Source organism: Halochromatium sp. NSM3, assembly GCF_059621085.1.
In genome coordinates, this window is the sequence record NZ_JCAQIA010000029.1 from 20634 (window position 1) to 43181 (window position 22548).

The 22548-nt window shown below is 64.6% G+C and carries 23 protein-coding genes; 22 read left to right on the forward strand and 1 reads right to left on the reverse strand.

Annotated features, from left to right (window positions below; translation table 11 throughout):
• Window positions 1-4 precede the first annotated feature (4 nt).
• The 21 genes from AC54T3_RS12535 (at window position 5) to AC54T3_RS12635 (ending at window position 20704) form a co-directional block, all read left to right on the forward strand.
• Entirely contained in the window at window positions 5-286 is a 282-nt protein-coding gene (locus AC54T3_RS12535; RefSeq protein WP_496625190.1) for a hypothetical protein, read from the forward strand.
• Window positions 283-1365, forward strand: a complete 1083-nt coding sequence (locus AC54T3_RS12540; RefSeq protein WP_496625192.1) for a hypothetical protein — start codon at window positions 283-285, stop codon at window positions 1363-1365. The genes AC54T3_RS12535 and AC54T3_RS12540 overlap by 4 nt, the downstream gene beginning before the upstream one ends.
• Before the next feature lie 255 nt (window positions 1366-1620).
• Window positions 1621-2106, forward strand: coding sequence for a tetratricopeptide repeat protein (locus tag AC54T3_RS12545; protein WP_496625194.1), 486 nt, complete (start codon window positions 1621-1623; stop codon window positions 2104-2106).
• A gap of 366 nt (window positions 2107-2472) precedes the next feature.
• On the forward strand, window positions 2473-5013 hold the full coding sequence (locus AC54T3_RS12550; RefSeq protein WP_496625195.1) for a phage protease: 2541 nt from the start codon (window positions 2473-2475) through the stop codon (window positions 5011-5013).
• A 61-nt stretch (window positions 5014-5074) separates the two neighbouring features.
• Window positions 5075-5413 (forward strand): hypothetical protein, encoded by a 339-nt coding sequence (locus AC54T3_RS12555; protein ID WP_496625196.1) that lies wholly within the window; start codon window positions 5075-5077, stop codon window positions 5411-5413.
• On the forward strand, window positions 5410-5904 hold the full coding sequence (locus tag AC54T3_RS12560) for a hypothetical protein (protein ID WP_496625198.1): 495 nt from the start codon (window positions 5410-5412) through the stop codon (window positions 5902-5904). The genes AC54T3_RS12555 and AC54T3_RS12560 overlap by 4 nt, the downstream gene beginning before the upstream one ends.
• Window positions 5901-6326 carry a hypothetical protein gene (locus AC54T3_RS12565; protein ID WP_496625200.1) on the forward strand — a complete coding sequence of 142 codons (426 nt, stop codon included), beginning with the start codon at window positions 5901-5903 and terminating at the stop codon, window positions 6324-6326. The genes AC54T3_RS12560 and AC54T3_RS12565 overlap by 4 nt, the downstream gene beginning before the upstream one ends.
• Complete coding sequence (locus tag AC54T3_RS12570) at window positions 6316-6714, forward strand: DUF1353 domain-containing protein (RefSeq protein ID WP_496625202.1); 399 nt, start codon at window positions 6316-6318, stop codon at window positions 6712-6714. Before AC54T3_RS12565 ends, AC54T3_RS12570 begins: the two co-directional genes overlap by 11 nt.
• Before the next feature lie 10 nt (window positions 6715-6724).
• The gene (locus AC54T3_RS12575; protein WP_496625204.1) at window positions 6725-7063 is read left to right on the forward strand and encodes a hypothetical protein; all 339 of its coding nucleotides are present in this window, start codon (window positions 6725-6727) and stop codon (window positions 7061-7063) included.
• Window positions 7060-7671 (forward strand): hypothetical protein, encoded by a 612-nt coding sequence (locus AC54T3_RS12580; protein WP_496625206.1) that lies wholly within the window; start codon window positions 7060-7062, stop codon window positions 7669-7671. Before AC54T3_RS12575 ends, AC54T3_RS12580 begins: the two co-directional genes overlap by 4 nt.
• The gene (locus AC54T3_RS12585; RefSeq protein ID WP_496625208.1) at window positions 7661-8161 is read left to right on the forward strand and encodes an HK97 gp10 family phage protein; all 501 of its coding nucleotides are present in this window, start codon (window positions 7661-7663) and stop codon (window positions 8159-8161) included. The genes AC54T3_RS12580 and AC54T3_RS12585 overlap by 11 nt, the downstream gene beginning before the upstream one ends.
• Window positions 8161-8580: a hypothetical protein gene (locus AC54T3_RS12590; protein WP_496625209.1), complete on the forward strand. Its 420-nt coding sequence runs from the start codon at window positions 8161-8163 to the stop codon at window positions 8578-8580. The genes AC54T3_RS12585 and AC54T3_RS12590 overlap by 1 nt, the downstream gene beginning before the upstream one ends.
• 11 nt (window positions 8581-8591) lie before the next feature.
• Entirely contained in the window at window positions 8592-9365 is a 774-nt protein-coding gene (locus AC54T3_RS12595; protein WP_496625211.1) for a phage tail tube protein, read from the forward strand.
• 107 nt (window positions 9366-9472) lie between these two features.
• Window positions 9473-12577 carry a tape measure protein gene (locus AC54T3_RS12600; RefSeq protein ID WP_496625213.1) on the forward strand — a complete coding sequence of 1035 codons (3105 nt, stop codon included), beginning with the start codon at window positions 9473-9475 and terminating at the stop codon, window positions 12575-12577.
• The gene (locus AC54T3_RS12605) at window positions 12574-12933 is read left to right on the forward strand and encodes a hypothetical protein (protein WP_496625215.1); all 360 of its coding nucleotides are present in this window, start codon (window positions 12574-12576) and stop codon (window positions 12931-12933) included. Before AC54T3_RS12600 ends, AC54T3_RS12605 begins: the two co-directional genes overlap by 4 nt.
• Window positions 12933-16295 (forward strand): hypothetical protein, encoded by a 3363-nt coding sequence (locus AC54T3_RS12610; protein WP_496625216.1) that lies wholly within the window; start codon window positions 12933-12935, stop codon window positions 16293-16295. Before AC54T3_RS12605 ends, AC54T3_RS12610 begins: the two co-directional genes overlap by 1 nt.
• A complete protein-coding gene (locus AC54T3_RS12615; protein WP_496625218.1) occupies window positions 16292-17329 on the forward strand; it encodes a hypothetical protein in 1038 nt (345 codons plus the stop codon). Before AC54T3_RS12610 ends, AC54T3_RS12615 begins: the two co-directional genes overlap by 4 nt.
• A complete protein-coding gene (locus AC54T3_RS12620; protein WP_496625220.1) occupies window positions 17319-17600 on the forward strand; it encodes a peptidase associated/transthyretin-like domain-containing protein in 282 nt (93 codons plus the stop codon). The genes AC54T3_RS12615 and AC54T3_RS12620 overlap by 11 nt, the downstream gene beginning before the upstream one ends.
• Window position 17601: 1 nt before the next feature.
• A complete protein-coding gene (locus AC54T3_RS12625; RefSeq protein WP_496625222.1) occupies window positions 17602-18558 on the forward strand; it encodes a fibronectin type III domain-containing protein in 957 nt (318 codons plus the stop codon).
• Between the two features lie 932 nt (window positions 18559-19490).
• The gene (locus tag AC54T3_RS12630) at window positions 19491-20480 is read left to right on the forward strand and encodes a hypothetical protein (RefSeq protein WP_496625224.1); all 990 of its coding nucleotides are present in this window, start codon (window positions 19491-19493) and stop codon (window positions 20478-20480) included.
• Window positions 20477-20704, forward strand: a complete 228-nt coding sequence (locus AC54T3_RS12635; protein WP_496625225.1) for a hypothetical protein — start codon at window positions 20477-20479, stop codon at window positions 20702-20704. Before AC54T3_RS12630 ends, AC54T3_RS12635 begins: the two co-directional genes overlap by 4 nt.
• 62 nt (window positions 20705-20766) lie before the next feature.
• Here AC54T3_RS12635 and AC54T3_RS12640 read toward each other — a convergent pair whose 3' ends face one another.
• A complete protein-coding gene (locus tag AC54T3_RS12640) occupies window positions 20767-21171 on the reverse strand; it encodes a pilin (protein WP_496625227.1) in 405 nt (134 codons plus the stop codon).
• Window positions 21172-21429: 258 nt separating this feature from the next.
• Here AC54T3_RS12640 and AC54T3_RS12645 point away from each other — a divergent pair, with 258 nt between their 5' ends.
• Window positions 21430-21888: a tetratricopeptide repeat protein gene (locus AC54T3_RS12645; RefSeq protein ID WP_496625229.1), complete on the forward strand. Its 459-nt coding sequence runs from the start codon at window positions 21430-21432 to the stop codon at window positions 21886-21888.
• Window positions 21889-22548: the final 660 nt, after the last annotated feature.

Here is a 22548-nt window from a genome sequence, read left to right on the forward strand (position 1 = left end):
GGCCATGAATAAAGTCCAGCGCGCTAAGGTAAAAGCTCTTACCCAATGCCGTGCCCACCCCGGCAGTTGGGAGGAACGCTTCATCCGCTCGCTGGACTGGCTGCGTGCCCACGACCCCGCCACCACCCTCACCCCCAACCAACGCTACCACCTGGACCTGGCCATCTGGCGGTTTCGCCGCCAGCTGGCCGGGCGTGAAAACGGCTACGTCCTCCCCACCGAAGAACCCCGCCCCCAGGACTACACCCACGAACCCAAGCCACCCCGCCAAGGCTCTCTCCTATGATGCGCCTCGCCGTCAAAGCCGCCATCCGTCGCGCCATGTCCTCCGCCCGCGGCGACCTGGAACAGCTCGACCAGGAAACCGCCCGGGAACTCCTGGCCCTGTACGCCGGCGCCGTCACGGACATTGGCATTGAACTCACCGGCTACGCCGACGACCAGGACAACATCCGCGCCGAGGTGCTGGCCCAGCTCATGGACATGGCCACCGCCCGCATGGTGGAACTGGCCGAGGCCCGCAACGTCCTCCTGGACGACCGCCTGGCCCAGGCCGCCCGCCTCGGCATCCGGGCCTTCGGCGAAGACGCCGGCGCCCTGGATGCCTCCCTCCTGGAACTCGCCGAAAAGGCCGTGCGCAAGGTGCGCAGCTTCGTGGCCGAAGACGGCCTGCAACTCTCCGATCGGTTGTGGCGCAACGACCGCCAGGCCCGCCAGCTCATCGGCGAACAGATCGAAGCCGTGGTGCTGCAGGGCCGATCCGCCAGCCAGGCCGCCCGGGAATTCCTGGCCCAGGGCGAAGACATCCCCCCGGAGATCGCCCGCAAGATGCAGGCCGCCACCCCCGGCCGCATCAAGCGCGGCCTCGGCCAGGCCCTGGTCCGCGACGAAGGCAGTGCCTACGCCAACGCCCTGCGCGTATTCCGCACCGAGATCAACCGCGCCCACGGCGAAGCCTTCCGGGAAAGCATGTCCGCCCACCCCGAGGTGATCGGCGAACGCTTCGAGCTCAGCCCGGCACACCCACAAAAAGACATCTGCGATTTACATGCCTCCGCCAACCTCCACGGCCTCGGCCCTGGCGTGTACCCCGTAGGTAAATCCCCCTGGCCAGCCCACCCCAACACCCTGAGCTACCTCACCCCCGTATTCGCCGACGAGGTGAAGCCGGAAGACCGCCAGGGCAAGGAAAACCGCATGGACTGGCTCCAACGCCAGCCCCCCGGCACCCTCCGCCAGGTGCTCGGCCACAAGAAAGCCGCCGCCCTGAAAGCCGGCCACCTCAGGGAAAACCAGATCGGGACCCCCTGGCGCGTGCTCAAGCAGCGCTACGAACGCCAGGGCATCGACATCGAGGACCTATGAAGGTCAGGAAACTCCCCATCCGCTGCCCCACCTGCCGCCGCATCCTCTACGACGGCCGCGTGGTGAAAAACACCCGCTGCCTGCGCCGGGACGCAGACAGCGACCGATTCGAGGCCAAGTGCGAGTGCAGAACGTGGGTGGGGTTACCGCTGGGGGATCCTCAGGCTTGAGTCATCGGGGCGAGTGTCACACCATATGGGCACACTCACACCCGACTGCACTCACCGCCCTATGGAGCTCCATGATTATCTCGCCGTGCTGACCCTGCTGGTCTCCATCCTGGCGATGGGGGTGATCCTGCTCGGATACATTGAGTACGTTCGGGTCCGTGCCCTGCGACGCGAGCTTCAGGCCTGGCGCACCCAGGTGGAAGATCGGCTGTACCGCAACGCCAAAGCTCAGCAGCAGATCCAGGCCAGCTACCACGTGGAATCACCTGAGCAACGCATCAGCCTCATTGAATCGGCCCTGGAGGCAGACCCCGACACCTTCAACGGCTACAACGCCCTGGGGTGGGAAAGGATGAATCAGGACGACATACCGGGGGCCATCGCAGCCTTTGAGCAGGCCACCATCCGGCATCCCAAGGATAAGGCGGGCTACTTCGATCTGGCCTGGGCGCATCTGCGCATCAACCGCCCCGACAAGGCCCGCAAATCCCTGGACAAGGCGCTGCGGGTGGATCCGTCCTCCAGGGAGGACATTGATGCCTCACCTGATCTGGCCAACCTGTACCGTTGATCGCCTTTGGCGAGAGGGGCCATGCGCCGCATACCAGTCTATCAAACGCCATTCTTGGAGTTGAAAAGGTAATTCACCACAATGACAAACATTTGCTCCCTAAAACGAGGGGGCAGCGCGCCATAAGTTGCTCAAACGAGAATTTCAATAAAACACACCCCCAATAAGTTCCCTTTTTGAAACTTTCTGCTCTATAATCAAAGCGTCCCGAACGGTCGGGCGCCAAGGTACGACCATCCTCACAGCGGTCGATAAGCCGGCACAGCTCCCTTCACCCCGTGGGGGAGCCTTGCCGGCTTTTTTTTGGGAAAACGCATGCCACAGCACGCACACAAACGACTCGAAGCCCCGCCCCATCCCGGATCAGTGCGCCTCCTGACCGGGCTGCATGTGTCTCTGTCAGAGGGTCAGCGCACCTCGGTCGTCACCATCACCCGCACCGGAACCTTCACCGACCCCCGCTATGGCCAGTTCGAGATCACCCCCCGCCTGCTGCAGGGCATGGTCAGCAACTTCCAGCGCGGCACCTACGGGCAGGACATCTTCCTGGATGTAGCCCACCTGCCCAGCAACGGCGCCGCCGCCAAAGTGCTGGACCTGTTTACCGAAGGCAGCCGCCTGCGGGCCCGGGTGGAGTGGACCCCCTACGGCACCGACGCCGTCACCCAACGCGGCTACCGCTACCTCAGCGCCGAATACGTGGAGGACTTCGTAGACAACGAGACCGGCCAGCGCCACGGCCCCGTCCTGCTGGGCGCAGGCCTCACCGTGCGCCCCGTGATCAAGCGCCTGGATCCGGTCCAGCTCTCCGAAGCGGACCACCCCACCCTGATTCACCCCGAACTGCTCAAAACCCTATCCCAAGAGGCACAGAACACCATGGAAAAATGGCTCAAGAAGCTGCGCGCCAGACTGCAGGCCCGCAAACTGTCCGAAGACACCATCACCTCCCTCATGGCCGCCGCCGAACAGGCCGCCAAGGCCCTGGGAGAAGATGAAACCGCCCTCAACACCCTGGCCGATCGCTTCGACGACACCGCCAAGCAGCTGGCCGAGGCCACCGCCACCGGCGGCCAGCCCGTGCAGCTCTCCATCACCCTGCCCGAACCCGGCAAGGGCCAGGCCCAGGGCGACAACAAGCCGCCCCAAGGCGCCGCCCCAAAGGCCCTCAGCGAAGAAGACGTGCGCCGTATCCTGGCGGCAGAGCGCGAAGCCGCCAGCCAGGCCGCCAAGCAACTGGCCGAAACCCTGGAGAACAACCAGAACCTGTTCGACCAGGTGCTCACCGAGGCCAAAGGCCTGGACGAAGACACCCGCCAGGCCCTGAGCGACGCCCGCGATCTGGTCACCGCCGACATGACCACCGACCAGGTGCGCAAACTGGCCGAGCACCAGGTGGCCACCGGCAACCGCATCATGGCCGCCCGCCAGCTCTCCAGCATGGGCTACGGCAGCCCCGCCGGACAGGTGAGCATCACCCCCGGGCAGGACACCGACGCCCTGCGCCTGCAGCAGGAGATTGACAAGGGCCTGCGTAACTCCCTGTCGTTCGCCAACCACCAGGTGCGCGCACCGGAAAAGACCTCCGGGTTCGTCAGCCGCGTGCTGGCCGAGTTCGACCGCACCCACGCCCGCCGCCTGTCCGAAGAGGCCCGCGCCCTCTCCGGCGAAACCAACATCGGCCACACCGACCTCCCGGTGGGATTCCAGCGCACGGTCATCCGCGAAGCCCTGCACGACCTCAACATCCTGCAGCTGGTCCAGACCCTCACCGACCCCAGCGCCACCATGACCACCCAGGTGCCCTACGAACAGCGGGACACCTCCGAGGTGGTCAATGACGGCATCGTGTTCGAAGGCCACGGCATCCCCCGTGCCGGCGTGCGCCAGATGATGGACATCGCCTACGTGCTGGCCATGAAGCTGAGCCTCAAGCTCACCAACGAGGTCATGCACTTCACCCGGTCCAGCCAGATCAACTGGGACGCCTACGCCCGCAACGTGGAGAGCAACGCCCGCGTGATGCGGGAACTGGTGAGCCGCCGCATTGCCAACGACATGCAGCGCGCCGCCGATGCCTACCTGGCCGCCAACGTGGCGGACGAGTCCATCGCCACCCAGCTGGACGGCGCCACCCACACCATCAAAACGGTGGAGTTCCCCCTGGTGCGTCCCCACCAGCGGTACGACATGCAGGGCAACGCCGTGGGCAACCCGGACAACCCCATCACCATCGCATTAGGCGCCACCGAAGTGCCGGCATGGGACGGCAGCGGCGACCAGGACCCGGGCACCTACTACCGGGTGAAGAACTTCAACCTGGGGTACATCCAGTTCGTGGACGAAGACGGAGTGCCCGTCACCCCCGACGAGGCCACCGCCACCATCAGCTATTCCTACGCCACCAACCTGGTCAAGTGGGACAGCGACGTACCCAACGGCGAAAAGCAGGAGGTACACCTCAACCGCCTGCTGCAGCGCATTGGTGCCCGTAAGGCCACCCTGTCCAGCGATCGGTTCATCCAGCCCAACTTCCTGCTGATGAGCCCCATCCTCAACGACATGTGCACCAACGCCGAGCAGTTCGCCCTGCACAGCCAGCGGTCCGGCAGCGACACCGACGCCACCGGCGACCTGGAACGGGTGAAGGGCCTGCCCGCCTGGGGCACCAACGCCCCCGGCATCGATCTTGGGGATGAACGCATCCTCATGGGCCAGCGGGGCACCACCACCTACACCGTGGCCAAGCCCTTCGGCACCGGCACCCCCTTCGAGGCGGTAGACGCCCAGGGCCGACCCACGGGCGAAAAGGTGGCCTATGGCGAGGAATACAACGCCATCCACACCCCCGCGCCCATCCGCAACCGCTACACCAGCGTGCTGGTGTACAGCGCCGGCAACCGGTAAGCGCCACGGCCAGGGAAGGCCCACACCGGCCCGGGGTAACCCCCGGGCCCATGGGGGACGCATGAAAGTCATCCACCAGAACAACACCCCACGCACCGTGCACATAGGCGGCGTGACCATCCCCCCCGGCGAAGCCCGGGAGGTGGACGCCGCCGACCTGCGCCGGGCGCCCCAACAACCCAAGCCCCAGGCCGCCGAGCCCACCGAGGCCGACGCCCTGGCCCACGCCTGCAATGCCCTGCTTTGCGGCACCGTGGCCGAGATCCGCCAGGCCCTCCCCGGCCTGGAAGACCTCGGCCCCCTGCTGGCCGCCGAACAGGCCGGCGCCAACCGCAAGGGCGTGATCGAAGCCATCGGAACCGAGCGCCTGCGCCGGGCCACCCAAGGGGGTGAGGCATGAAGGCCGCCGAAGCCCTCACCCGCGTCATTCTCCCCGGGCTGGAACTGCTCCCCCAGCGCATGAACAGCCCCGAGGCCCGGGCCATGCTCATCGCCATTGGCCTGCAGGAGAGCCGCTGGATGTACCGCCGGCAGATCCGTGGGCCAGCCCGCGGATACATGCAATTCGAAATGGGCGGCGGCGTGCACGGCGTGCTCCACCACCGCGCCACCGCAGCCCTGGCCGAGGAGGTGTGCCACCGACTGGACTACGAGGCCACCCCGGCTCAGGTGTACACCGCCATCGAGCACAACGACCCCCTGGCCACAGTGTTTGCCCGCCTGCTGCTCTGGACCCTGCCCAGCCCCCTGCCCCAGCGCGGCGACATGGCCGAATCCTGGCGGCAATACATGGAGGCCTGGCGCCCCGGCCGCCCCCACCCCGACACATGGCCCGACTTCTACACCCAGGCCTGGGACATCGTGCTGGCCCATGAGGAGAACCGCCCATGAAGATCACCATCATCGCCCTACTCGCCGCCCTCACCCTGGGCGCCTGCGCCTCCCTGGGCGACAACCAGCGCACCGTACAACTGAGCGTGCAGTACGCCACCCTCAAGTACATCGGCGACGACCCGGCCAAGGCCCAGCGGGTGCACCAGGTGGCCAAGGAGGTGTTGCCCGGGCTCTCCGGGGCTACCACCATAGGCGCCCTGGAAAACACCCTGCGCAACCGGATCCAGTGGCACCGCCTCGACATGGCGGACCGCCTGCTGCTGGACACCCTCATCACCGAATTGGCCGCCGATCTGCACGCGCGCATGGGTGAAGGCGTGCTGGACGCCGACCAGCGCGCCCGGGTGGAAACCGTCATCTACTGGGTGCAGCAGGCCGCCAACCCGGTGGCGCCCAGGGAGGTGAGCGATGCCCTTTGAAACCAGCCTGCACGTTCACAAACTGGCCCCCGACCGCTGGCAGCTCACGCAAGACCTGGTGTACCACGCCACCCTGGACGATGAACCTCTCATCGTGGAGGTACCGGATGGGTACATCACCGACTTCGCCAGCGTGCCCCGCTGGCCGGTGGCCTACTGGCTGACCGGCAACACCGCCCATCGGGCCGCCGTGGTGCACGACTGGCTGTACGACCACAGAGCCCCCTCGCTTCACAGCCTGCGCTGGCTCACCCGCAAACAGGCCGACCAGGTCTTTCTCCAGGCCATGGCAGACAGCGGCGTGCCCTGGTGGCGCCGGCGGCTGATGTACACCGCCGTGCGCACGTTTGGCGGCGCTGCCTGGAATGCCTACCGCCACCCGGAATGAGCGACCACCCATGACCGATGCCGGATACCAATCGTTGCGACAGGAACTGAAAGAGCTCAGGAGCGAACTCACCGCCCGGTTGGACAGCCTCAGTGCCAGCCTGCTGGACCTGGCGCGCCTGGAAGGCCGACAACACCGCCACGACGACGCCATCAAGCGCATCGGCGGCCAGGTAGACACCCACGAAGAACGCATCCGCACCCTGGAGGCCGCCAGCAGCGGCGACGTGATTCGCTGGCAACTGGGCCGCTGGATCATCGTGTTTGTCATCACCGGGGCCTCATCCCTGTTCACCGGCGTGGCCGTGGGGATCACCGTCTTCTACTTCACCCAAGGAGGTGGCGCGTGATCACCCTGCCCAACATGATCGCCGACCACACCGCCGCCCTCGGCCCCACCGCCCAGCGCTTCCAGCCCGAAGACCTGGAGCGCCACATCACCGCCGCCCTGCGCAGCCTGAGCCGGTACCGGCCGGTGACCCGCCGCGCCACCGTGCTGCTGCAACCGGGCGTGGGGGCCTACCCCGCCCCCGCCGACCTGGTGCGCGTGATCAGCCACGCCTGGGGCGCCGACCACACCGTGCAACCCTGGGACACCCACTACCTCGGCCCCCGCCCCCGCGTGCTCACCCACCACGACGGCGAACAGATGTGGATTGAATTCACCCCCTCGCCCACTGCCACGCAGGTGCACAAGTGGGGCACCCAATGCCCCTACCGCTACTCTGCCCGCCACACCCTCACCGAAGAGAGCGGCACCGTGCCCGAAGACGACCGCCACCTGGTGCGCCTGCGCGCCCAGCTGGAGGCCCTGCGGGAGCTGGCCGTGGCCGGCGTGACCGACACCATCCAAATCCACCGCGGCATGGGTGCCAGCCTGCCCAGCAACGGCACTCCCGCCGCCATGGCCCAGCAATGGCAGCAAATCTACCTGCAGGAGGTACAGCATGGCCGTTGACGTGCGAATTGAGTTCGACACCGAAGCCCTCAGCGCCGCCCTGGAGCGCGCCCCCGGGCAGGTGCTCCAGGCAGTGGACAGCAAGCTGGAACGCGGCGCCCTGGAGATCGCCCGCGAGCTCAAGCGCACCGGCCCCAAGGCCACCAGCCAGATGATCAACAGCGTGGACGTCCGCCAGTCCGGCCCCCTGGCCTGGTCCGTGGGCCCCAGCGCAGCCCACGGCGTGTTCGTGGAGCTGGGCCGCCGCCCCGGTGGCCGCCAGCCCCCCGCCTCGGCCCTGGCCGACTGGGTGAAAACCAAGCTGGGCGTGGCCGACCCGAAAGAGCGCGCCCGCATCGGCTTCCTCATCGCCCGCCGCATTGCCCGCGATGGCATCGAACCCCAGCCCTGGGTGAGCCCCATCGCCGCCAGCCCAGAATGGGCCGACCGCATCGCCACCCTGGTGAGTCAGGGCGTAGACCAAGGCCTGCAACAAGCGGGGATGAGCTGATGTGGTGGCCCATCCTCCAAGCCATGCAAGCGCGCCTGGTGGAGCACCTGGATGTACCCGTGCAACTGGGTGGCGACGCCCAGGTGCCCCGCGAGGCCAAGGTGCAACTCCTGCGCGGCCCCGGCACCCCCCGCACCGACTGGGACCAGACCGGCCGCCAGGACCAGACCGTGTTCATCGAACTGTGGTCCTACGACCACGACAACGCCACGGCGTATGCCGCCCTGGCCGAGCTGGAAGACCAGGTGCAAAACGCCCTGTTCAACACCCCCTTACCCATCGATCCAGACGTGGACGCCCTGCTCACCCTGGCATCGATCGAACCCGATGGCGACGCCTTCCGCCCCTCTGTGGCCTGCCGCCTCTCCGTCACCGTGAAATGCCGCCGCCGGCGGAAACGCAACATCACACCAGCATGAGGACATGACCCATGTCGAGAACTTCCACCACAAACGGCTATCGCGGCCGCGGCCGCTTCACCCTGCGCCCCCTGGCCGGGGGTAAACCCTTTGAACTGGGGAACGCCGTCAACCTGAACGAAACCATCGAGGTAGACCGCCAGGCACGGCAGGACTTCCAAGACGCCAGCGGCGGCGAACTTGATGTGATCGAGCGCGTGACCAGCTACACGTTCGAGGTCACGGTGAACGACATCACCCCCCAGAACATTGCCCTGGGTTTGCGTGGCACGGTAGCCGCCATCGACTCCGCCGATGTGACCGACGAACCCCTGCACGCCTGGCCGGGAGTGCGCTCCGCGTTCAAATACCTGCCGGATCCGGATAAGACCATCACCGTCACCACTGCGGAGGAAACGCCCACCACCCTGGTAGCCGGGGAAGACTACGAGCTCACCCCCCACGGCCTGCGCCTGCTGCCCACCCCTGTGAACATCACCCCGCCGGTGGACGAGGATGAGGCCATCCCCCTGCTGGTCACCTACCACCGCAACCCGCAGTCCCTCATCCAGGCCCTGGTGAATACCGGCCTGGAGTTCGAAATGACCTACGAGGGCTACAACGAAATCGACTCCGGAAACCCCAACACCGTGCGCTACTTCCGCGTGAAATTTAGCCCCACCAGTGGATTCCAGCGTCACGGGGGTGATGAGTTTGCCGAACTGGCCCTGGCGGGAACGGTACTCAAGGATCCCAACCGCACCGGTGAAGGCGTGTCCGCCTACATGGAGCAAACCATGATCTAACCCCCCAGTCGGGCACCCCCCATGCCCGGCAGCTGAGGACGGCAGCCCCCATACCCGCGCCCCCGCCGCGGTCCGTCCACGCGGGGACTCATTCAGGAGCCCGCCACATGTCAAACCCAGCTGTCACCATACTGCTCAGGGCCAAAGATCAGGCCACCCGAACCCTAACCCGTCTGCGCGACACACTGCGCGGCACGGGCCAGGCCGGGGAGCAGGCCGGGCAGGAGGCTGGCGCCGGCCTCAGCCAGATCGACAGCGCCGCCCAACGACCCGCCGGCCCGCTGCGTCGGCTGGTAAACCATCTGCGTGGCCTGGGCGACACCGGCCAAAACGCGGGCCGCAAGGCCGGCGGAGGCATGGACACCCTCAGCGGCAAGGCCAGCGCCGCCGCCGCACCGGTCGTGCGTTTGGGCGGGCTCATTAAAGCCCTGGCCGTTGGCGCAGCGGCCAGGGCTTTCCTCCTCGTTAACACCACTGCCGAACAACTCCGCCTGGGTTTCGAGGCCGTTACCGGGTCTGCCGAACGCGCCAGTCAGGAATTGGACTATGTGCGCGAGGTGGCGGACCGCACCGGCCAGTCTGCTGATCGCCTGGCCCAGCAGTACCTCAACCTCACCGCCGCGTCCCAGGCCACCAGGATGGAGGGGCAGGCCACGCGGGACATCTTCGAGGCTGTTACCAGTGCTATGGGCCAGCTGGGCCGGTCCTCCGATGACACGGCAGGCGCCCTGCTCGCGATTGAGCAAATGATCTCCAAGGGTCGAGTGAGCGCCGAGGAGCTACGCCAGCAGCTGGGTGAACGGCTCCCCGGTGCATTCCGCATGGCGGCAGAGGCCGTTGGCGTGACCACCGAGGAACTGGACAAAATGCTAGCCGCCGGCGAACTGACCGCCGACCAACTCCTCCCCGCTTTGGCCGCCCGTCTCGGCGAAGTCTACGACACCAACAAACGCGCCGAAGGCCTGACCGCCGCATGGGGCCGCTTCAAAAACGCACTCACCGGCGTGGGAGCCCAGGCCGGTGAAACAACCGGCGTGATTAGCCTGCTGGCCACCGGCCTGAACAAGGCCGCCGAGGCCATCCCCAAGGTCTACGGCCACCTCGAAACCCTGTACGAGAAGCTGCGCAATAGCGGTGCCATAGAGGCGTTCGGGAAACAGATCCGGGACATTTTTAATGCCGCCCGAGAGCAAGTAGAGCGGTTCATCGACTCCGTGGACGTGGACGCGCTCATGGAACGATTCCGAAACCTGGCCGCCAGTACCGAATCATCCCTGAGCAAATGGTCCGGCTACCTGCGCACCGGCGGCCAGGTGGCCGGCGTCTTCTTCGGCGCCATCCAGACCGGCGTGAACACCATCCTGGCCGCCTTCTTCGGCCTGGCGGCTGGCGTGTCGAAGGTTGTCCAGGGCATCACCCTGGGGCTGAGCAAGATCAACGAAGGCCTCGCCCGCATCACTTTCGGCGGCGTCAGCGAGCACTACCGCCAAGTAGCAGAGGACATCCGCAACGTATCCGACGCCATGGGCGCCTCCGTCGAGGCCAACACCCAGCGAGCCAAAGACGCCCTCGACCGAGCCGCCGACAGTGGCCAGAAACTGCGCGACCGATTCACCGAACTGGCCACCGGTGCCGACACCGCCGGCGCAGCCACCCGCCGCATGGCCGAGGAGCAAGAGGAAGCTGCCGAGAAGGTGGGCCTCACCGCCGATGCCCTGGACGCCTTGGGCGAAGGCGTGGAGTACGTGGACGGAGAGATCCGAGGGCTGAGCCAAACCGCCGAAGATGGCGGCAAGGCCATGGACGGCTTGGCCGACGACAGCGAAGACGCGGCAGACGCCCTGGACGGCGTGCGTCAAGAAGCCAAGGACGCCAAGGATGAGCTACTGCGCCTGATGCAGGTGGGCGCCAGCATGGACGAGATAGCCGCCGCGAGCCAACGGTATGAAGCCGCACAGAGGCGGGCAAAGGGCGCGTCGGAGGAGTCGGGGAAGGCGGCCGAGGAGGCAAGCGAGAAGACAAACACGCTGGCGTCTTCATACGACGGTGCCGGCGATGCCATCGACAGGATGGGGGAGGTAGAGCGCCTATCACGAATTCGCGCTGACCTGGGGGTGATGTTCCAGGAGGGAGAAATCAGCGCAGACCAATACAACGAATCGGTCAAGGGGGTGGATAGCGAGTTAAGGGTCTTGTCCAAGTCCTCCAAAGAGGCAGGGGAACAACAAAACGATCTCAAAAACGATCTCGAAGGCACCAAGGACAACCTGAAAGACACGGAAGAACAAGCGGGCAAATCCGCCAAAAATATCCAGAGCGTGGCCGCCCACATGGCTGCCTTTGTGGCAGAGAAGCGGGCGGAGATGGAGGGCCTATCCAAAGCCGCACTGGAACACTTCAGCCGCCTGTCGTCGGGTATTCGTCAGTTTAATAAGGACGCGAAACTCACCGCCGAAGATGGCGTGGAGTATTTCCGGCAGAAAATGCAGGAGGCGGGCAAGGAACTGATCTACTGGTCCCTCAGGCTGGCAGATAACCCCTTCTCACGATGGGGCAAGGGGATACAAAAGGCCGCCGCCGCCACCAAGGTTGCATTCTATGAGCAGCGCGTAGAGGCCGAAAAACTGTTCAACGCACTGGAGGATGGCGGCACGGCAGGGGCCATGTCCCTGAGTGAGCTGGAGAGGGAAGCCAGACGAGTCGAGAGCCGCTTCAACCTGCTGGATGAGCAAACCCTCAGTCAGCTACATGCCGCTATAGACGGAGCCCGCAGGAGAATGGAAGACCTGCGGGAATCGAGTCAGTCCACTCTGGAAGACATGCAGGACGAACTGCTGCGCCTCCAGGGCCGGGAAGACGAGCTGGCCCGCCGCCAGCAGGAGCGCAGAAAGCAGGAGCTGCAAGCCCAGCTGAACGAAGCCCGCGCCGCCGGCGACGAGAAAAGCATCCGAGCCCTTCAAGAATCCCTGCGCGTGCTGGAAAAGATCGGCCAGGAGGAAGCCCGCCAACGCCAGGAACGGGACAAGGAGCGCAAACAGCGGGAGCGCGAAACCCAGCAGCGCCAGGAAGCCACCCGCCCCGCCCCACGCCAGGACACCACACCCACCCGCACCGTCCGCATTGAGTTGGGAGGCGCCCGTGTGGACGTGCCCGAGGCCCAGGCCGACGCATTTATCCGTGAACTGGAACGCGCACAGAGGACCGTTCAATGATCCTGCACGGCATCACCCTCCCCGACGACCTCACCTGGGACGACGAATGGGCCTGGACCCCCTACACCGCCGAGGCCGACCACGCGACAGACGGCACACAGATCATCGAGCGCAGCCAGCCCCGCCAGGCGGGCCGCCCGGTCACCCTCACCGGCGCCCAGAACCGCGCCTGGCTCGACCGCGCCACCCTCCAGGCCCTGCACGCAGCCCTCGACCAGAACGCCATGACCCTCACCCTGTGGGATGGCCGCGAACTCACCGTGGGCTGGCGCCACGAAGACACCCCCATTGAAGCCACCGAGGTTCGGCCCCACGCCGGCTGGTGGTACGGCACATTGAGATTGAGGACCGTCTGATGGCGATCTATGAGCAAGACATCAAACTACTGGAATCCCAGCGCCTCACCGACAACGAAGATGGTGGGGGCCGCATCACCGGCCACGAGATCATCGACGGCGAAGCCAACAACATCTTCCCCGATATTTCGAGCCTGGACCGGGTGTATGGGCGGGTGAACTTGAGGAAAGCATACCCCGCCATCCTCACCCCCAACACGGACACGTATTACGGCTCCCACCTCATCATCGCGGACCCGCCCGAAGACCCGAACGTGCATGTCACCCTGTTCGATACCGAGGACTGGACAGACCAACGGGCCAACTCTCGCCAGAGGATCGAGGCATACGTGGTCATGGGGCCGGAAATGCGCGGCTACCTACTGGGCACACAGTATGAAGGCCAGCGACAGATCACCGTCCTGCAACGACTGGACGCGCCAGTGCCAGAGATCGGCACCACCATGGTGCTGGACCTGGATGAGGACGGTTATACCCCACATCGTCAGTACATCCGGATTACCGGCGTGGAACACGCTGAGGTGGAATACGAAGACGACCGCGGGGTGTACATTCGCCGTCGCGTCTTGATGGACATCAGCGAACCCCTGCGCAACGACTTCCCAGGGAACGATCCCAGCCGCACCCGCTCCAGTGGCAGCCTGACAACCGTGCGCGAAACCCGAGTAGCCGACGCGGCCCGGTACTACGGAGTAACACCGCTGGCGGACCCCGCCACACAAGGCGACCTGACCATCAAATGCGACAGGATTTACACACCACTGGTGCCATCCACCCAGGCGGAGAGCCCGCTCACCGATGAACCCGCAGCAGCCGCCGTGGAGATTCCGCTGGAGTCTGGCGGGGAGACCGTAACGGCAACGGACGTGGCACAGACGGGCGAAATACCCATCACGCTGGCAACTCGCCGGTACAACTACATTTTCGCGTGCCTGCCTCGCCCTGCCCCCGGCACCCTGTCCGTCAGCTACCGTTCTCAGGGGAGGTGGTATGACCTGCGAGACAACGGGAGCGGGCAACTGGAAGGCGTCGGCACCGGGACCGTGGACTACAACACCGGCACAGTACAGGTCACGCTTGCAGAGTTACCAGACGTGCCGAGTTCGATCCTTCTGGCCTGGGGGGCGGGCGGCATCAACTACAACGACCGGGCGGGGGTTGAAGGGGATATTGACCCCTTCCGAGTAACGATAAACACCAACACACCAATGCAGCCACAGACCGTCACAGTCACATGGCTGGTAGATGGCGTTACCAAGACAGCGACCGATGCGGGTGTCAGCCCAGCGGGGACGCTACAGGGGGATGCTACAGGCCGGATCAACTATGTCGATGGCGTGATCTACCTTGAGCCCGACATTAACAATATCCCCGACTACGATAGCGTGGTGCAGGTAGAGGGGGATGAGGCCGCAACGCAGACCGTGGCAATTGACCCCGACGTGCAATCGGACGGCACGACCACCATTGATATTGGGCAGCAAATCCAGCCGGGAACGCTCACGCTGAAATACACAGAGCAAGACCCGTATTGGCGTTTCAACATGCTGGCCGACGAAGAAGACGACTCAAAGCAGCAGGTGGTCGTGACGGATGACGGCCTGGGGAATCTTGTCGGTGCGACGGGGATGGTGGACTACACCAACGGAATCATTCAGGTAGAGGTGGAAAGAAAGTACGTCAGGGAAACCGCCAATTCAGGAAGCTATTGGGTGCCGGAATACACGGAATTGCCGGAAAGCTACTCGACTGACACTAGGAGCAGAACCTATGTCCGAGGCCCGGATGCAATGAGGTTTGGGGATACCGGGAATGATGGCTACTTCGTGCAGTACACCGGCACATATAGGTCCGTGAGGAGCATGCTCCTGGTGGGTTCGATCATGGTCGAGTTCTACCCCCCTGGCGTCATGGGAGACACCGTGACGGTACAAGTCCCTGCCCCGGAGGTGAGCGGCAATCTATTGGGTTTGGTCAGGGAGACCATCGTGCCGGGAACGGTGCGATTCAGGTGGCGCGGGGAGATCTACGAGGACCGGGATGGTGAGCTGGTGTACAACCCCGACTCAAGCGGATTCGGTCCCGTGGCGGGGAGCATAAACTACAACACCGGGGAGGTGAGCATGACCCGGTGGGGCACCGGAAGCCAGGAATTGTCGGTTCAGCGAATGGTCACGTCTATCGGGGCCATAGCCACCAACAACATCACATTCCGGGTGGTGGGCGCGCCCCTGAGAAACCAGAGTTTGATCGTCCAGGCCATGACGCCACAGGGAGACCTGCTGACTATCCAGGGGGACGCCAATGGTGTGCTATCTGACCCCACAGGGCGAACCAACGGGAAGGTGGACTGGGAGACAGGCGTGGTCCGCTTGGAGTTTGGGCAGTGGATTGATGGAGAGTTTCAGCAGGAGTTCGACGCTGGGCCAGACGGAGACCCCGCCGATGAGTCTGTGACGATACTCCCCGGCTCTGTGCGGTTCAGCGCCGTGGTATTCCGATCCATACCCCTAGATGCCGACCTCCTGGGCCTGGACCCCGTGCGCCTGCCCAGCGATGGCCGCGTGCCCTTCGTCCGCCCCGGCAACGTCGCCGTCATCCACAACACCCAGACCACCGACATTGGCGATGGCGCCGTCACCACCACCCTGCGCCCCCGCCTCACCTACTGCCATGTGTACGACAGCGAGGGGGAGCGCCTGACCGACGACCGGCTGACTGTGGACCTGGACGCGGGCACCGTAGAGGTGCTGGACCCCTCCGGGCACACCCCCCCATTCACAGCAGAACACCGGATCGAGGACATGCGACTGGTCAGCGAGGTGCAGATCACGGGCTACGTCAGCCTCGCCAGCGCCCTAACGCACGACTACCCAGCCGATGGCACCTACCTGAGCACCGCCCTGCTGTACGGCGACCTCCAGGCCGGCTGGATAGACCCCTGGGCACAGACCACCTGGAACAACGTGTGGAGCGACGAACCCCAGGGCGACAGCCCCACCGCCACACTCAACACCACCGACTACCCCATCGTGGTCACGAACGAAGGCGCCATACAGGAACGCTGGCTGTTGAGATTCGTATCTACCGCCGCCGTGAATGTAATAGGGGAATACACCGGGCAAATCCTCACCAACATCAGCATCAACGAAGATATTGCCCCCACCAACCCCAACACCGGCGTGCCGTATTTCACCATCCCGAAAGAATCCTGGGGCGGGGGTTGGTCAACCGGCAACGCCGTGCGCTTCAACACCCGAGCAGCAAACAGACCCGTATGGATAGCCCGCACCGTGCTGGCATCCGACGAAACTACAGACAGTGACCAGTTCAGATTGCAGATCAGAGGGGACGCACAATGAATATCAGGATGTACTCATGGGACGACGCCGACGCACCGGCCCTCACCAGCGACGCACCAGGAGCCATGGCAAACGTGCTCCGCAAGGTGCTGGTGGATGGCTACGGATCAGGCGACCAAGCCAAGCCCGGCATGGGATGGGAAATGCAGTGGGACAGCGAGACGAACCAGCGGGCGGCGTTCCGCTCAAGCGACCCGCTCAGCACGCAAATCTGGCTGTATGTGGATGACCGCAGCGGGGCAGATACCGGGTTCGCAGGCGGCAACCGCTGGGCACGGGCCTGGGGGATGGAGACGTTCAGCGGATGGGACGCGGGAGAGCCGCAGTTTACGGGGCGGTTTCCGCTGGAGGGTCAGTCTAGTTTTGGGGTGACGATAGCGAAGAACGCTGAGGAAAACTCCGATGTTGTCCCCTGGATTATCGTTGCCAGTGAACGTAGTTTTTATTTGGTGGTGGATCACTCAAGGAAAGATGGATTTATTAGCAAAAATTACGGAGGAGGCGGCTCAGGTCACTTTTTTGGTGATATAAAATCTCGCGTTGTAGGGGATCAGTATTGTTTTGCTGTATGCGGAGGGCGAACCGAAAACTACGTGAGTACGAGTTTTGGGGGCCTTTGGCGTTTAGGTAACGTTAATAACACAGCCAAAGATGGCTTATATATAGCCCGCAACTACGGACAAGAAACCCCCTCTACCCCAATCAGAACATCGTCCAGCAGTGGGGGGAGGTTTGAAATCGGCTGGAGTAGGATAAACGACTATAGCGCGCAAGCCCCATGCCCGATAACGGGCAGGCTGCTAATGACCCAGGCATTTGTGCATGAGTTAAGTGGAGGCGGAGTCATCCGAGGCGAGTGGCCCGGACATAGAACTACCCCTCAAAATATTGGAGTAGACCCTATCGCATATCATCCGAGGATGATGGTTGAGGCAGGCGGGAAAACGTGGGTGTGGTTAAGAATGCTGGTGGATTCATACACTGACTTTGGCGGATTTTTCTTAGATATGGATGGGCCTTGGTATGACGATTGAAGGCGAATTGCTGGGTATTGGCTTATTAAAGCCAGGAAAACATCGCTTGGCTGGTACGGTAACGATTGAAGGTGAGCCAGCACGCCGCATTGTCCGTGCGTTTAATAGGCACACCGGAAGAATAGAGCGGCAGGCGTGGAGCAATGAGGACGGCAGTTATGAGATGACGCCGATCCCCGCTGGGGAATATATGGTTATCGCCCTCGACCACACTCGCACCTACAACGCCGCTATAGCTGATGCTGTAGTGGCCGTGCCGATGGAAGATTGATATGGCCGCGCCAACCACAGGATATAGTCTTGCCAGCGCCCCGGCCCTGATCGACCAGCGCGACGATCTGATCTACGTCCCCCCCGGTCCGCCGGAGGAGGCGCCGGAGGTCGAATCGTCCGGCATCACCCACGACACCCTCTCGTTCACCTGGGGCGCAGTCCAGGCCAACCCCGAGGTCGCCGCCTACACCGCAACGCTCCAGGCCGGGGGAGTAGAGGTGCAGGCATCCACAAGCCCGGACGCCCTCGCCACATTCGAGGGGCTTGATACAGATACCGAATACACCCTGGAGGTGTTCGCAACGAATGACCTGGGGGATGGGCCTGCCGGGACGTTCACGGTATCGACCACACCAGCAGAACCCCCCGCCCCACCAGAAGTGACGATGGTGGTCACGCCAGGGCGAATCGATGTTTCCTGGCCCACCTGGGTGCCAGGGGCCGAGGATTATGTGGTGCGCCTGCTCACCCTCGCAGGGGAGACGATTGAGAGCCAGATCACCGAAGCGTGGGAGGCCCATTTCGAGGCAAGCCCCTCCACCCGCTATCTGGTGCGCGTGACCAGCCGAAACGAATTCGGTGAGGGTGAGCCGTGGGAGGGTGTTGCAGAAACCCCGTATCCGCAAGTGGGCAGTTCTGTGTTGCTGAATTTCACATCCACCCCCATCGTGGATGCCATCGTTGGAGAGCCAGACCCCAACAACGGTCTTGCAGGCGCCGTGCAGGACATTCATGGCGACCCCCTGGCAAACCACCGGGTCCACATCCACGACCGCAACAGCGGGGAACTGGTACGCCGTGTGGACACCGACGAAACCGGGCGATGGGAATGGCGGGGAGCCATGCCGGGGGAATACTACGTTGTGGCAATCAACCCCAGTGTTGATGCTGCGGATTACGCACCCCCCGCAGCCAACCGGCTCACCCCGGTGATTCTGGAGCAACCCCAGGAATGACCCGCCCCGGTGACGACATCCTCCTGCGGGTACTGAGCGGGGGCAGTGCCCAGCCAGGGGATGCCGTTCGCCTTGCCCCCTGTGGTATCAAGCAAGCCCCGGACAGCATTACCCTGGTGGTGGTCGAAGGCGGCAGCGCCCAACCCGGCAACGCCATCACGCTGTTCCCCTGTATGCAGGGGGGCGGGGCAGGCCCAGGGGAGCCAGTAGACCCAGAACCCCCACCACCCGACCTCCCCCCACAACGCATCGGCATGGACGCAGGCGTGGGCAGCCTATGGGCCAGGGTCACAGGCCAGCAATCCGCCAGCCGCCCCATCCGCTACCTGCACCCGCCCCTGCGCCCCGTGCATTCTGGTGCGCGTTGGCAACGGGGCAAGCTTAAGCCCCACCAGACCGACGCCCGATGGGGGCAGAAGCCGCCGCGCCCCAGGCGTCATGCCAGTCCCTGGCCCCAGGAGCTGCGGGACGCCTCCCGAGACCACGACAGCCCTTGGGGCATCCTCAACCGCAGACGCACCCACCGGGACGCCCCCTGGCAGCCCGTGGAGCGCCGTGTACCCGCATCGGTGGACGCCCACCACGCTACACCACCCCCGAAGCGCATCCACATACACGACGCCTGGGCACCCGTACCGCGCTGGCTGGCCCCACGCCTGGATGCCGGGTACACCTACCCGCCCCACCGCTGGGAACGCTGGATCGTGCCCTGGGGGGAGGTGCGCGGTATCGACAACCTCATCCGTCCGCCCATACCCGACGAACCCGACCCGGAAGAACCGGATGACCCCTACTACTACCCCCCGCTGGGTGATGCCGTCCTGCTCAACCTCCAGTGTGGACTGCACCACTACCCAGGGGGCGCCGTGCGCATGTGGTTCACCGACGCCCCGTGCCCGCCCGTGCCCTACACCCCCAGGAGGACCATATTCGTGACCCACTCCGTCATCATCACCCGCACCGAGGACGGCCAGCGCATCCCCATGCAGGGCATCACCCTGAGCACAGACATGGACTCATGGACATGGGACGCCCGAGGCACCCCCCTGGGCGCCACCGCCCTGGCCCACCTTCAGCACACCGCCCAGGGCCCCCGGGAACTCAACGTGGAGATCGACGGCATCGACTGGCGCATCCTGGCCGAAGACACCAGCGACGAGGAGCGCTGGGGCCGGCGCAGCCGCAGCCTGCAGGGCCGAGGCATTGCCGCCCATCTGGCCGCCCCCTACGCCACCCCCGCCAGCGGCGCACCGGACAACGACCGCACCGCCCAGCAGATCGCCGCCGACCTACTGGAGTTCACCGGCTGGACGCTGGACTGGCAAACCGTGGACTGGCTCGTGCCCGGGGGCGCCTACAGCTACCAGGACCAGACCCCCATCGGCCTCATCAGTCAGGTGGCCGCCGCCGTGGGCGCCTTCGCCCAAGCCCACCGGCAGGCGCAGACCATCCGCGTGCGCCCCCGCTACCCCATCAGCCCCTGGCAGTGGGCCGAGGCCACGCCCGATGCCATCATCCCCGGCAGCCTAGTCAAGCGCCGCGCCGCCAGCTGGGACGAGCGCCCCGCCTACAACCGCGCCTGGGTAGCCGGACGCACCGGCGGCGTGCTGGTGGGCACCACCCGCACCGGCACCGCGGGCGACAGGGCCGCACCCCAGGTGGTGGATCCACTCATCACCCACGTAGACGCAGGCCGGGAACGGGGCCGCATCATCCTCGCCACCGCCGGCCGGGCCAGCCGCGTGGCCCTGGACACCCCCCTGCTACCACCCCCGGACGGCCCGGGCCTCATCCTCCCGGGCCACCTGGTGGAAGTGCAGGAATACAGCGGCACCTGGCGGGGCCTGGCCAAGGCCGTGACCATCACCGCCACCAAGGCCAGCGTGACCCAGAGCCTGGAGATCGAAAGGAGGTTCCCATGAACAACCTATACGCCCACTTCAAGCGCCTGCTGCCCAGCGACCCGGTGCAGTTCGTGACCGTGCAGCTCCATCACGCAGACGGCAGCAGCACCGTGGAGACGCCCACCGGAGGAGTGCTGCGGGTAAGGGGCACGGACGTGGCCGTGGGAGACAACGCCTATATTCAGGGATGGAGGATTATCGAGGGGGCACCGGATTTGCCGGTGTTTATGGAGGAGGTGTAGCTACAACGGAAGACCCCGGCGCGAGGCCGGGGTCAGGAACATCTCACCTGCAAGGAAAGCGATTACCTGCATCCGCGCGGGAGATAGCTTTCATCGAAATCACCAGATGCCTTACATGTCCAAGAGTTCGACGTGCTGTCGAACTCCAGCAGCATCGATTCTCCATCGAGCGCGGAATCAGCCTTAAACGCCACCGTCAGGTTTCCATTGGTGGCCACGGCGACGCTATCAACATATCGACCCTGCAAAGTCGAGTCACCAGCTTCAACCTCGTCGACCGTAGAGGCTCCCATTGCAAACTGCTCTTGTATGTCCGTCCGTACCCCGCTGGTAATTGACAGCGCCTCAGCCGCCTGCGCCCGGGCGGTATAGTTGTTGTAAGCTGGCAACGCAATCGCCGCCAAAATCCCGATGATCGCCACCACGATCATCAGTTCGATCAAGGTAAAACCTGCTTGTCTCTTCATGCTCTCGTCCTCATGACGTTGTGTGAACCCGAATCCCCTGTTGCACCTGGCGTGCCAACCCGCGCGGGGGGATGAGCGGATCGGCCCGAAGGATGAACGGCCAATCCCGGCCAGGGTAACCCGCCATGGCACAGCCGAGGGTGTGCCATTCGGTGGCTTTGGCACACCCAGGGTGTGCCATTTGCCTTGCGTGGCACACCCTCCCCCGTGTGTCCCGGGGCATGGCATACTCCACGAGGGGCACAACAGGGGGCAACCATGCACACCGTCAGCGTTGAAACCGCCATGCAGCTCACCGGCCTGAGCAGGCGCACCCTATGGCGCCGGGTATCCTCCGCCCCCTACCCCACCCACCGGGAATCCCACGCCGGTTCCCGCACCCTGATCGCCCTCGAAACCATCGAGGCCGACCTGCCCGCCCCGCTGGAGCCCGGCGACGACGCCATCATTGCCCGCGCCGACCAGGGCGACCCGGAGGCCCAGAACGATGTGGCCATGATCCTCATGGAGGCCAACCGCTACGACCTGGCCCTGCACTGGCTGCGCCTGGCGGCCGCCCAGGGCTACGCCGACGCCATGCACTGGCTGGGCCGGTGCCACATCGAGGGCAACGGCGTGGAGAAGGACGAAGCCCAGGGTCTGGACTGGCTGCGCCAGGCCGCCGAGCGGGGGCATGTGATCAGTCAGAGGCAGGTGGAGGCGGTGGGCGGGGGTTGAGACATTCGCGCGAGGTCGCACCGTGCATCTGTTTGGGCCCAGGGCAAAGTGATTCGTGTCGATAGTATCGACGGGTAACCCCACCCCATGCCATCGAGACCGGCCCGACAAGAACGGGCTACTCACGGCAGCCCTCTGGGCAAGGCATCGGGATGGGGTGACCGCCAGCAGGTTGATGGCGATGATTCTACCCTTACTACTGTTCAGGGTAGCCGCCCCCACCAGCCCCACACGCGGTAACAGCGTTATACCCATCCCAGTGTTGACACAGCCCCGGGGCAGGCATAATCTGCACCTGTCGCTGCAAATTCAGCGGCCCGGGATTGGCGTCCTGGAAACTCGGCGGACACAGCCGCCATCAGTGCGGTTTTTTTGTGTCTATCTGACCAGTTTACGGGCTGGTCGTGCGGGCACCCTTCGGGGTGGCCGGTCCGCCTGAGTACCGGTACGCCAACCCGCACGATCCGCCCACCCTTTTGGCGTAGGGTGGCGGGAATTCAGACCTACTCAGGTGCCTTAGCCATGAAAAAAATCGACTATTCGGATAGTTGTGCGTCTGAATAAATCCGCGCGATAGTATGTCGATAGTTGTATAGGTGCCGACAGGTCAATGTCGTCAATTTAAGCCGCCATCCCTGGTAATGGATTGACGTGTTTCGA